This is a genomic window from Sphingomonas sp., from assembly GCF_025353885.1.
In the GTDB taxonomy this organism is placed as follows: domain Bacteria; phylum Pseudomonadota; class Alphaproteobacteria; order Sphingomonadales; family Sphingomonadaceae; genus Sphingomonas_O.
The window spans coordinates 1-10,635 of sequence record NZ_JANXNX010000001.1 but is presented as its reverse complement, the minus strand read 5'-3'; the positions used below and the strand labels follow the sequence as shown (position 1 = coordinate 10,635).

Genomic DNA, 10,635 nt, shown 5'->3' with positions numbered 1-10,635 from the left:
GCATCGTGCGCAGCGACAGCTTGGCCATCGCCATCAGCGCGCCGGTATTGCCCGCCGATACCGCAGCACCGGCCTTGCCGGTCTTCACGGCATCGATTGCGATCCCCATCGACGTCGACTTGGCACGACGAAGTGCCTGGGCAGGCTTGTCGCTGCCACCGACGACGTCGGGCGCATGGGCAATCGCGCTGACAGCGGCAAGGCCGGGATGTTTGACGAGGCCGACCTGGATTGCGGCTTCATCGCCGACCAGCAGGAAGGTCAGGCCGGGCCAGCGGCGTTGCGCGAGCGCGGCACCCGCCAGCATGACTGCCAGCCCTTCGTCGCCACCCATCGCATCGATGGCCAATCGGGGAACCACCAACTTCTCGGCAGGCCGTGGGCCTTCGGTCAAAACGGCGCCCCCGCTAGGAATTTCGTGGTTCAGCCAGCGACCGAAAGGATTTCGCGGCCATTATAATGACCACACGAGTCGCAAAGATTGTGCGGGCGCTTCAACTCGCCACAATTTGGGCATTCCTGAAACGACGCGACGGTCAGCGAATCGTGGCTGCGGCGCATATTACGCTTCGAGGGCGAAGTTTTTCTTTTTGGAACAGCCATGCGGCACCTGTCTTAACTGTAGAATTCAATAATAAACGGGATAAATCGTCCGGCCATTGCCCGGCAGCCCGATGGACGGACCGCGAACGATGGCGGCCAATCTCTACCGCTTGCGAGCGATGGGCCTATAGCGATTCTGCTGTCCGTTGCAAGGCAAACGCAGTCGTGGCAGGGGGCGGCCCGGAAATACAGGGAAGAATGACATGATTTTGCCGGTAACACTGACCGCCACGGGCGCGGCGGCGCTGATCAACCTGTGGCTGGCGATACGCGTCGGGCAGAAGCGCAAATCCGAACAGGTCTCGGTCGGCGACGGCGGCAAGGAACCTTTGATCGCGCGGATGCGGGCGCAGGCCAACTTCATCGAATACACGCCGATCGTGTTGATCCTGTTCGCCGTCATCGAGCTGGCGTCGGGAACCTCGTTCGCGCTCTGGCTGGCAATGTCGGTGTTCCTGATCGGGCGCGTGCTGCATCCATTCGGCATGGATGGCTGGAAGGCCGGGCGGATGATCGGCACGTTGACGACCTTCCTCATTATGCTGGGGCTGGCGATTTATGCCATCGCCATCCCTTATATGTCGCCGTTGCGGGTTGTGCCCACCGAGACGGTCCAACAGGGATAACGGGCTTCAGAGCCGGTTGATCAGCTTGCTGACGCTCTTGTCGACCTTCGCGCCCTTGACGCTGCACACCTCGTGCTCCAGCTCGCGGCGAATACGTTCGATTTCGCTTGAGCTGAGGTGTTCGATGCCGATGAACTGTTCGCGCGCCCCTTCCAGTGCATAGAGCAATTCGTCGATCTTGGCCTGCATCGAGGCCGTGTCGCGGTTCTGTGAATTCTGGATCAGGAACACCATCAGGAAGGTGACAATGGTCGTGCCGGTATTGATGATGAGCTGCCAGGTCTCCGAATAGGCAAAGATCGGACCGGTCAGTGCCCAGATGATCACCGTGACCAGCGCCAGAATGAACGCGCCCGGCTGGCCCGAGGCGGCGGCGATCGACGACGCAATCCTGGTGAAGAGGTCGTCCAAAATCTTGTTCATCTCAGGCCCCGTTCAGAACTTTGTCGGCGACGTAAGGGTTGCTTGCGCGCTCATGGGCGAATGTCGACATTGCTCCGTGCCCAGGTACGAACGCGGTGTCCCCCCCGAGCGGCCAGAGCCGCGTGACTATGGCGTCGAGCAGGTCCTGATGGTTGCCGAGCGGGAAATCGGTGCGGCCGATCGATCCCTGGAACAACACATCACCCACCATCGCCACCTTTGATTCAGGGTGGTGGAACACGACGTGGCCGGGGGTGTGGCCGGGACAGTGATACACGTCGAGGGTCAGATTGCCCACGGTCACCTGGTCGCCATTGTCGAGCCAGCGATCGGGTTCGAACACGCGCCCGGCAACGCCATATTGCTTGCCGTCGTCCTCGAGCCGCGAAATCCAGAAACGGTCGGCCTCATGCGGGCCTTCGATCGGCACGTCCAGTTCCTTGGCCAGCGTCCCCGCCTCGCCGCAATGGTCGATATGACCGTGGGTAATCAGGATTTTCTCGATCGTCACGCCGTTTTGCTCGGCCGCTCTTTTCAGTTTGGTCAGGTCGCCGCCGGGATCGACAAAGGCGCCGCGCATCGTTTTGGTGCACCAGAAAAGCGTACAATTCTGCTGGAGTGGCGTGACGGGCACGATCGTGGCGCGCAGGGGGGCTTCGGTCATGACAGCGAAATGGCGCGGGCGGGTCCTATGCGCAAGCCCATGATGGCTTCAGGCGTTAACTGGTAAACAGCACGGCTGAGCCCTGAGATGAACCGAAACCCGGACGGGTTGCGCCGTGGTGGGGTCGCGGAACGAGGGCGACAGCGCGTAGTTAATACCTCGTCGGCAAACCCCCTGCCGCGTAACAACGGATTGATATCATGACGAAAACTTTCATTGCCATGCTGGCTGCTGTCGCGCTGCCCGGCGCTGTTCTGGCCCAGACCACAACCGGGTCGACCGGGTCCACAATGGGCGCAACGGGCACCACGACTGGGTCAAAAAGTTCCACGACGGGCACCACCAGCAGCACCGCTGGCACACCGATGAGCGGAGGCCAGGCAACCGATTCGTCAGCTTCGATGACGACCATGCCGACTGACACGACCACGTCGACAACGACGACCCAGGCCCCCGAAAGTTCGACAACATCGTCGACCATGGGGACGACGCCGCCGACCGACGAAACCCAGTCGAAGCACAAGATGAAGAAGCCACACTGACCTGTAGCTTGATGGCAGCTTGATGAGGGACTCCGCGCTTTACGGCGCGGAGTCCTTTTTCATGGTCCCGTCGGATCAGTCGCTGAACGGATCGCGGACTAGGATCGTGTCTTCCCGTTCGGGAGACGTCGAGACCAGCGCGACCGGACATTCGATCAATTCCTCGACGCGCTTTATGTATTTGATGGCCTGTGCGGGCAGTTCGGACCAGGTTCGCGCGCCTGCCGTCGATTGTGACCAGCCCTCGATCTCCTCGTAGATCGGTTCGACCGCGGCCTGGTCGATGGCGTGCGGCGGCAGATAATCATAAGTCCTGCCGTTCAACCGGTAGCCGATGCAGATTTTCAGCGTTTCGAACCCGTCCAGCACGTCGAGTTTGGTGAGCGCAATCCCGGTCGTGCCGCTGATCGAGGCAGACTGGCGGACCAACACCGCGTCGAACCAGCCACAGCGCCGCTTGCGACCCGTCACGGTGCCGAATTCATGGCCCCGTTCGCCAAGCCGCTGGCCGGTTTCATCCTCCAGTTCGGTTGGAAAGGGCCCCGCCCCGACGCGCGTCGTATAGGCCTTGACGATGCCCAGCACGAACCCCGCCGCCGACGGGCCCAGGCCCGAACCGCTGGCGGCAGTGCCGGAAACGGTGTTGGACGAGGTTACGAAGGGATAGGTGCCATGGTCGACGTCGAGCAACATCCCCTGTGCGCCCTCGAACAGGATGCGCTTGCCGGCCTTTCGCGCGATGTTCAGTTCGTGCCAGACGGGCTTTGCATAAGGCAGGATGGCCGGTGCGATTTCGGTGAGTTCGGCCATCAGCCACGCGCGGTCGATCGGCGGTTCGCCAAAGCCTGCGCGCAGGGCATCATGGTGCGCGCACAGGCGGTCGATCTGCGGCCCCAGCGCGTCGAGGTGGGCGAGGTCGCAGACGCGGATCGCGCGACGGCCGACCTTGTCTTCATAGGCCGGGCCGATGCCGCGCCGCGTGGTGCCGATCTTGAACGCACTGGCATCCTCGCGCAGTCCGTCGAGGTCGCGGTGGAACGGCAGGATCAGCGGGCAGGTTTCGGCGATATGGAGATTGTCAGGATTGATTGTGACCCCCTGCGCGGCCAGCTTGGCGACCTCGTCGCGGAAATGCCAGGGGTCGAGTACTACGCCGTTGCCAATCACCGACAGGGTGCCGCGCACGATGCCCGAGGGCAGCAGGCTGAGCTTATAGACCGCGCCATCGACGACGAGCGTGTGCCCGGCGTTATGGCCCCCCTGAAAGCGGACGACAACATCGGCGCGCGCGGCGAGCCAGTCGACGATCTTGCCCTTGCCCTCATCGCCCCATTGCGCGCCGATTACAGTGACGTTGGCCACAGGCTCTCCGTGTGTTGCTGAAATGAAACTCGGCTGCGTCCGTATTGATAGCGACCCGGCGCGTCCAATTTTTTCAGCGCACTGGGCCAAATCGCGTTCATCGCAGCGCAAATCTTCGAGGCGTATGCACGCTCGACGATACCGTGCAGGCGTGCGGTTTGCTGGTGATAAGGATCTTGAAATGCGCAAGTTGATGTTCGTGATGGCGATTGCTGTGGGTACGGCCGCCCAGGCACAGGAAGCGGCACGGCCCATGATTTCACCAGCTTGCCGGGCGGAGGTGGCGGCGCTGTGCCCCGCAACCGGCGACCGTGGTGCCCGCCGGGCGTGCATGATGGAAAAGCAGGCTTCGGTGTCAGGCCCATGCAAGGCCGAACTGAAGGCCGCCATGGAAGCGCGCCGTGCCGCCCGTGGTGCAGAAGGGGGCCAGCCGCGAGGTGATATGGGTGGCATGGGCGACCACGGCTCCGACGGCCCGGGTCAGCCGCAGTAACCTTTTGCTGAATCCTCCTCGAAGCGGGCGGCTGGTCAGGTCAGCCACCCGCCTTTGAACGAATTAGCGGCCTCGGCAAAGTCGTTCAGACTGCAACTGCCTCGCCGCCGGACAGCCGGTGCGTGCAACCCAGAGATTGCGCATCGCAGTGATCGTCCAGCGCCGCAATCGTGCGATGGCCATTGGCGCGTAATTCTGCGGCCACCGCAGGCAAAGTCCCGAGCGGAATGAACACGGTCGCCACGTTGGCAGGAACGGGCGCTTCCAGCAACGCATCGGGATAGAGCGAAAAGCCGGTCGCAACCTCCTCACCACCACCCGGATGGACCACCGCATAACTGCCGCCGCGTCCGATTTCGCCTGGAATACCGTCGGCGAACAGCGAAAAGCCGAACCAGCTCTGATATTCGAAACCATGGCGCTCGGTCGGATCGATGGTGACGCGGGCGGCCTTCCCGATGGCGTCGGCGATGGCCGTGAGCCCGTCGATCCGCGATGTCAGGAGTCCAGCATGGTCGAACGTCGCGAGTTGTTCGATCGCCGCACCAATCGGGCCGGTCGCGGCCAAGAGCGGCAGCCAGCTGGCAAAACCCTCACCGATCAGCCCGCCCGCATCCTTCATGTCGAGCAGCGCCTTCAACTTTGCGATGCGACTGGCGGGAAGGATGCGACCGGCCAGCGTTTCGACCAGGTCGGGCAACGTCAGATCGACGGTGATTGACGTGACGCCCGCAGCCTGCAGCGCCTCGACCGCGACCCGGACGATCTCGCACGCGGCGGCAACCGTATCACGCCCGATCAGCTCGGCCCCGATCTGCATGATTTCGCGCGCAGGAGCCAGTTGCGAGGCGCGCAGTTTCAGGACCGGGCCGCCATAGGCCAGCCGCAGCGGGCGCGGTGCCGCCGCCAGTTGCGTGGCGGCGATGCGACCGACCTGGATTGTGATGTCGGGGCGCAGCGCGAGCGTCCGCTGCGACACCGGATCAACGAAACGAAGCAAGTCCTGCGCCCGGCCCGCAGCCAGACGTCCGGCAAGGACCTCCTCGAACTCGACCAGGGGCGGCGACACCAGGTCATAGCCATGCGTCGCAATGGTATCGAGCAACGCCCGAACGATCCGGGTCTGGGCGGCGGCCTCGGGCGGCAGCCGGTCGCGCAATCCTTCGGGAAGGAGGCCCGGTGGAATGGTCATGCTCGTCTCTCCCCCTCCCCATGTTTCGCAAAACTAGAACTTCAGGGCCTTCACCGTCTTTACGCCGGGCAGCTTGCACAATGCCCATAGCACCGGTTCGGGGATAGGCGAATCGAGCGACAGCAGGAGCACCGCCTCGCTGCCGCTGCCACGACGGCCCAGATGAAAGGTGCCGATGTTGATACCCGCATCGCCGAGCGACGAACCAAGGCGACCGATGAAGCCGGGCGCGTCTTCGTTGACGATGTAGAGCATGTCGCCTGCCAGATCTGCTTCGACCTTGATTCCGAAGATTTCGACCAGGCGCGGCGAGGCGTTGCCGAACAAGGTGCCCGCGACCGACTTTTCGCCTTCCTCGGTCTGGACCGAGACGCGGATCAGGGTGTGGTAATTGCCTTCGCGGTCGTGCCGCACTTCGCGCACGTCGAGGCCGCGTTCCTTGGCGAGGAAGGGCGCGTTGACCATGTTCACCGTGTCGGAATAGCGGCGCATCAGACCGGCGAGAACGGCACCCGTGATCGGCTTGATGTTCAGTTCGGCAGCGGCCCCCTCGACCTCGATCGAGATCTTGGTGAGGTTATCGTGTGCCAACTGGCCGATCAGCGAACCGAGCCGTTCGGCCAGCGCCATATACGGCTTCAGCTTGGGGGCTTCCTCCGCGCTGAGGCTCGGCATGTTGAGGGCATTGGTGACACCGCCGTCGAGCAGAAAATCGGAAAGCTGTTCGGCGACCTGGATCGCAACATTGACCTGAGCTTCCGACGTCGATGCACCGAGATGCGGTGTCGAGATGAAATTGGGCGTGTTGAACAAGGGTGATGCGGTGGCTGGTTCTTCGACGAACACATCGAGGGCCGCGCCGCCGACCTGCCCGGAATCGAGCGCTTCCTTCAGCGCCGCTTCATCGATCAAACCACCGCGCGCGCAGTTGATGATGCGAACGCCCTTTTTGGTTTTCGCGATGTTCTCACGGCTCAGGATGTTGCGCGTCTGGTCGGTCAGCGGCGTGTGCAGCGTGATGAAATCGGCGCGGGCGAGCAGTTCGTCCAGCGTGACCTTTTCCACGCCCATGTCGATGGCGCGTTCGGGGGTCAGGAATGGATCATAAGCGACGACCTTCATCTTGATGCCGCGCGCACGTTCGGCGACGATCGAACCGATGTTGCCGGCACCGATCAGGCCGAGTGTCTTGGACGTCAGCTCGACACCCATGAAGCGGTTCTTTTCCCACTTGCCCGCCTGGGTCGAGGCATCGGCCTCGGGAAGCTGGCGGGCGAGCGCGAACATCAGCGCAATGGCATGTTCGGCGGTCGTGATCGAGTTGCCGAACGGCGTGTTCATGACGACGACACCGGCGGCCGAAGCCGCAGGAATATCAACGTTATCGACACCGATACCGGCGCGGCCGACGACCTTCAGGTTCTTGGCGGCGGCGATGATCTCTTTGGTTACCTTAGTCGCCGAACGGATGGCAAGGCCGTCATAGTCGCCGATGATGGCGATCAGCTCTTCCTTGGTCTTGCCAGTAATTTCATCGACCTGAATGCCGCGCGCACGAAAAATCTCGGCGGCTTTGGGGTCCATTTTGTCGGAGATGAGAACTTTTACCATGTGGGTATTCCTTGATCGCGCCGATCGATGGACCGAGCGCCGGAGATAAAAAGGATCAGGCTGCGACTTGAGCCCATGCCCAGTCGAGCCACGGTCCGAGCGCCACGACGTCAGCCGTGTCGACGGTCGCGCCGCACCAGATCCGCAGGCCGGGCGGGGCATCGCGGTAACCGGCGATGTCATAAGCCGCATGTTCGGCTTCGAGCAGACCGGCGAACTTTTTGACGAGCGCTTCGTCGGCACCCTCGACCGTCAAGCAGACGCTGGTGGTCGAACGCGTGGCCGGATCGGCGGCGAGATGACCGAGCCAGGGACGGTCGGACACGATCTTGTCGAGCGCGGCGGCATTGGCGTTGCTGCGCGCAATCAGGCCCGAAAGGCCGCCCAGATCCTTTGCCCATTCGAGCGCAAAGATCACATCCTCGACGGCGAGCATCGAGGGTGTGTTGATCGTCTCACCCTTGAACACGCCTTCGGTCAGCTTGCCCTTGGAAACGAGGCGAAATATCTTTGGCAGCGGCCACGCAGGGGTATAGCTTTCGAGGCGTTCGACAGCGCGGGGGCCCAGGATGATGACGCCGTGCGCGCCTTCGCCGCCCAGGACTTTCTGCCACGAGAAGGTCGTGACATCGAGCTTGTCCCACGGCAGGTCATAGGCAAATACGCCGCTGGTCGCGTCGGCGAAGGTCAGCCCTTCGCGCGCGTCCGAAATCCATTCGCCATCGGGAACGCGAACGCCCGACGTCGTGCCGTTCCAGGTGAACAGAACGTCGGTGGTCTGGTCGATGGTCGTGAGGTCGGGAAGCTGGCCATAGTCGGCGCGGACGACGATCGGGTCGATCTTTAGCTGTTTTACAGCGTCGGTGACCCAGCCTTCGCCAAAGCTTTCCCATGCGACGGTGGTGACGCCGCGTGCGCCGAGCATCGTCCACATCGCCATTTCAAACGCGCCAGTGTCGGAACCGGGCACGATCCCGATACGGTGCGTGTCGGGAACTTTCAGGATCTCGCGGGTCAGGTCGATGGCAAGTTGCAACCGGGCCTTCCCGATCTTTGACCGGTGCGAGCGACCGAGTGATGCGGTGGCAAGGCGGACGGCTTCCCAGCCCGGTGGCTTGGCGCAAGGTCCGGATGAAAAATGCGGACGCGCAGGCTTTACATTAGGTCGGGTTAGTTCAGTCATGTCTGTCTCTCCTCACAGAGAGCTCGCGCGGCGTTGGGACCGCGTGGCCCGTCGCCGCCTCTAGTGGCCAGAATCCTGCGGTCAAGCGGTCGTTTCGTTATTGCCACGTTCACCCGATTCCGGTGAAGACATGGCTGTATGACCAAGCGTTCGATCCTGATGCTCGCCATTCTGCTGACATTGGCAGGGTGTATCGGGCGCTCCGATCGACGCCCGCGCGGGCCACAAACCCCGCCGCGCCAGTCGATCTTGGTCCGCGCGAACGACCCGGTCGTGCTGAAACAATGTATCGGCAAGCTCGACCGCCTTGTTGCGCGATATGCACTGTTGCCCGACCGGACTTTCGGTGGAAGCTGTGATGCGCTCGGGTCTGTGCAACTGCGCGACATCGGGACGCCGACCACCAATCTGGGCGCAATGACCTGTGGGCTGGCGACTTCTTTTGTGATGTGGGTCCAGAATGATCTGCAGGGTCCGGCGCAGGAGTATCTTGGCGGGCGCGTTGTCAGAATCGAGACGATGGGGACCTATTCGTGCCGCAACGTCAACGGCGCGACGAGCGGCAAGCTGTCTGAACACGCGCATGCCAATGCGGTCGATGTCAGCGGCTTCGTGCTTGACGACGGGCGGCGTATTACCGTCAACAGCGACTGGACGACGGGCGGCGATGGCGCCGCATTCCTGCGGGCGGTACGCACTTCGGCTTGCCGACGGTTCGTGACGGTGCTCAGCCCCGACTATAATGCGCTGCACCACGATCACCTGCATTTCGACATGGGTGGAAAATCATTTTGCCGTTAGGAACGCTTTGTCGGTAGGGCGCGACGGATGACAGAAACCCGTATCCCGTCGCGCGTGTTCGAACGCGCCGCCACTGAAGCCGAAACCGCACGGCATTGCGACCCGACTCCGCAGACCGAAAGCCCCGCCTATAAACTGGCGTTCCAGGACATGGACTTTCTGTTGCGCGAGGATCTGCGCCCGGTGCGGTTCCAGCTGGAATTGCTGAAGCCCGAGCTGATGCTGGACGAGGCCAATATCGGGTCGATGATGGTGTTCTATGGTTCCGCGCGAATCCCGGAACCGGGCGTCAAGGCGCATCATGACGATCCGGCAGTCGCAACCAGCCTCGAGGGCAAGTCACACTATTACGAGGAGGCACGCAAGCTGGCGGCGCTGGCGAGCGCATCGCCGCGCGACGTGAACGGAAAACGGCATTTCGTGGTGTGTTCGGGCGGCGGGCCGTCGATCATGGAAGCGGCCAATCGCGGGGCCCATGACGTCGGCGAAGAGTCGGTCGGGCTGAACATCGTCCTGCCGCACGAACAGGCTCCCAATCAATATGTGACGCCGTCGCTGAGTTTCCAGTTCCATTACTTTGCGCTGCGCAAGATGCACTTTCTGCTGCGCGCCCGGGCCGTCGCGGTGTTTCCGGGTGGGTTCGGGACCTTCGACGAAACGTTCGAGTTGTTGACGCTGATCCAGACGGGCAAGATCAAGCCGATGCCGGTCCTGATGTTCGGCAAGGAATTCTGGACGCGGGTCATCAATTTCGACGCGCTGGCCAAGGAGGGCGTGATTTCGGCGCAGGATGTCGATCTGATCCGGTTTGTGGATACCGCCGAAGAGGCCTGGGCCGTTGTTCAGGATTTTTACCGGGAGGCGTGAGGGCTTTATTCTCACAAAGCGAAAGAATTAAAATACGACGCCCCGGCGAAAATACGTCACCCCGGCGTAGGCCGGGGCCTATACGGCTGTCTGGTCGCGGGCATATCTTTCGGACGCCCGTATAGGCCCCGGCCTACGCCGGGGTGACGGGATTATGCCGGTTGCCCTCGGAAAGCGGTTCAGCCTTTGGTTGCGGGCTTTGCCGTTGAATTGCCCGAAGCGGGAGCGCCGGATCCGGTTGCGCCGGGCTTGCCCGCAGCCGGTGCCG

At 62.5% G+C, this 10,635-nt stretch carries 12 protein-coding genes and 1 pseudogene; 5 read left to right on the top strand and 8 right to left on the bottom strand.

Features of this window, described 5'->3' with window-relative positions; all coding sequences use genetic code 11:
• Both Q0R02_RS00065 and rpmF read right to left on the bottom strand, forming a co-directional pair.
• Positions 1–334: pseudogene (locus Q0R02_RS00065) on the bottom strand (phosphate acyltransferase); the annotation flags it as partial.
• A gap of 89 nt (positions 335–423) precedes the next feature.
• Positions 424–603: a 50S ribosomal protein L32 gene (gene rpmF, locus Q0R02_RS00060; protein WP_293879721.1), complete on the bottom strand. Its 180-nt coding sequence runs from the start codon at positions 601–603 to the stop codon at positions 424–426.
• A 203-nt stretch (positions 604–806) separates the two neighbouring features.
• Here rpmF and Q0R02_RS00055 point away from each other — a divergent pair, with 203 nt between their 5' ends.
• Positions 807–1,229 (top strand): MAPEG family protein, encoded by a 423-nt coding sequence (locus Q0R02_RS00055; RefSeq protein WP_293879719.1) that lies wholly within the window; start codon positions 807–809, stop codon positions 1,227–1,229.
• Between the two features lie 6 nt (positions 1,230–1,235).
• Here Q0R02_RS00055 and Q0R02_RS00050 read toward each other — a convergent pair whose 3' ends face one another.
• Together Q0R02_RS00050 and Q0R02_RS00045 are read right to left on the bottom strand one after the other, a co-directional pair.
• A complete protein-coding gene (locus tag Q0R02_RS00050; RefSeq protein WP_293879722.1) occupies positions 1,236–1,640 on the bottom strand; it encodes a low affinity iron permease family protein in 405 nt (134 codons plus the stop codon).
• 13 nt (positions 1,641–1,653) lie between these two features.
• Positions 1,654–2,316 (bottom strand): MBL fold metallo-hydrolase, encoded by a 663-nt coding sequence (locus Q0R02_RS00045; protein WP_293879717.1) that lies wholly within the window; start codon positions 2,314–2,316, stop codon positions 1,654–1,656.
• A gap of 200 nt (positions 2,317–2,516) precedes the next feature.
• Here Q0R02_RS00045 and Q0R02_RS00040 point away from each other — a divergent pair, with 200 nt between their 5' ends.
• Entirely contained in the window at positions 2,517–2,858 is a 342-nt protein-coding gene (locus Q0R02_RS00040) for a hypothetical protein (protein ID WP_293879715.1), read from the top strand.
• A gap of 75 nt (positions 2,859–2,933) precedes the next feature.
• Here Q0R02_RS00040 and Q0R02_RS00035 read toward each other — a convergent pair whose 3' ends face one another.
• On the bottom strand, positions 2,934–4,220 hold the full coding sequence (locus Q0R02_RS00035) for an adenylosuccinate synthase (protein WP_293879713.1): 1,287 nt from the start codon (positions 4,218–4,220) through the stop codon (positions 2,934–2,936).
• 181 nt (positions 4,221–4,401) lie between these two features.
• Between Q0R02_RS00035 and Q0R02_RS00030 the strand changes: the two genes are divergently transcribed.
• Positions 4,402–4,713 (top strand): hypothetical protein, encoded by a 312-nt coding sequence (locus Q0R02_RS00030; RefSeq protein ID WP_293879711.1) that lies wholly within the window; start codon positions 4,402–4,404, stop codon positions 4,711–4,713.
• 85 nt (positions 4,714–4,798) lie between these two features.
• Here Q0R02_RS00030 and Q0R02_RS00025 read toward each other — a convergent pair whose 3' ends face one another.
• From Q0R02_RS00025 to Q0R02_RS00015, 3 genes are read right to left on the bottom strand one after another with little or no spacing between them, the layout of a single operon-like run.
• Positions 4,799–5,905: an ATP phosphoribosyltransferase regulatory subunit gene (locus Q0R02_RS00025; RefSeq protein WP_293879709.1), complete on the bottom strand. Its 1,107-nt coding sequence runs from the start codon at positions 5,903–5,905 to the stop codon at positions 4,799–4,801.
• Between the two features lie 33 nt (positions 5,906–5,938).
• Positions 5,939–7,516, bottom strand: coding sequence for a phosphoglycerate dehydrogenase (serA, locus tag Q0R02_RS00020; RefSeq protein ID WP_293879707.1), 1,578 nt, complete (start codon positions 7,514–7,516; stop codon positions 5,939–5,941).
• Positions 7,517–7,571: 55 nt separating this feature from the next.
• A complete protein-coding gene (locus Q0R02_RS00015) occupies positions 7,572–8,699 on the bottom strand; it encodes a phosphoserine transaminase (RefSeq protein WP_293879705.1) in 1,128 nt (375 codons plus the stop codon).
• A gap of 138 nt (positions 8,700–8,837) precedes the next feature.
• Here Q0R02_RS00015 and Q0R02_RS00010 point away from each other — a divergent pair, with 138 nt between their 5' ends.
• Together Q0R02_RS00010 and Q0R02_RS00005 are read left to right on the top strand one after the other, a co-directional pair.
• Positions 8,838–9,500 carry an extensin family protein gene (locus tag Q0R02_RS00010; RefSeq protein WP_293879703.1) on the top strand — a complete coding sequence of 221 codons (663 nt, stop codon included), beginning with the start codon at positions 8,838–8,840 and terminating at the stop codon, positions 9,498–9,500.
• A gap of 27 nt (positions 9,501–9,527) precedes the next feature.
• Positions 9,528–10,367, top strand: a complete 840-nt coding sequence (locus Q0R02_RS00005) for an LOG family protein (RefSeq protein ID WP_293879701.1) — start codon at positions 9,528–9,530, stop codon at positions 10,365–10,367.
• The last annotated feature ends 268 nt before the right edge of the window (positions 10,368–10,635 follow it).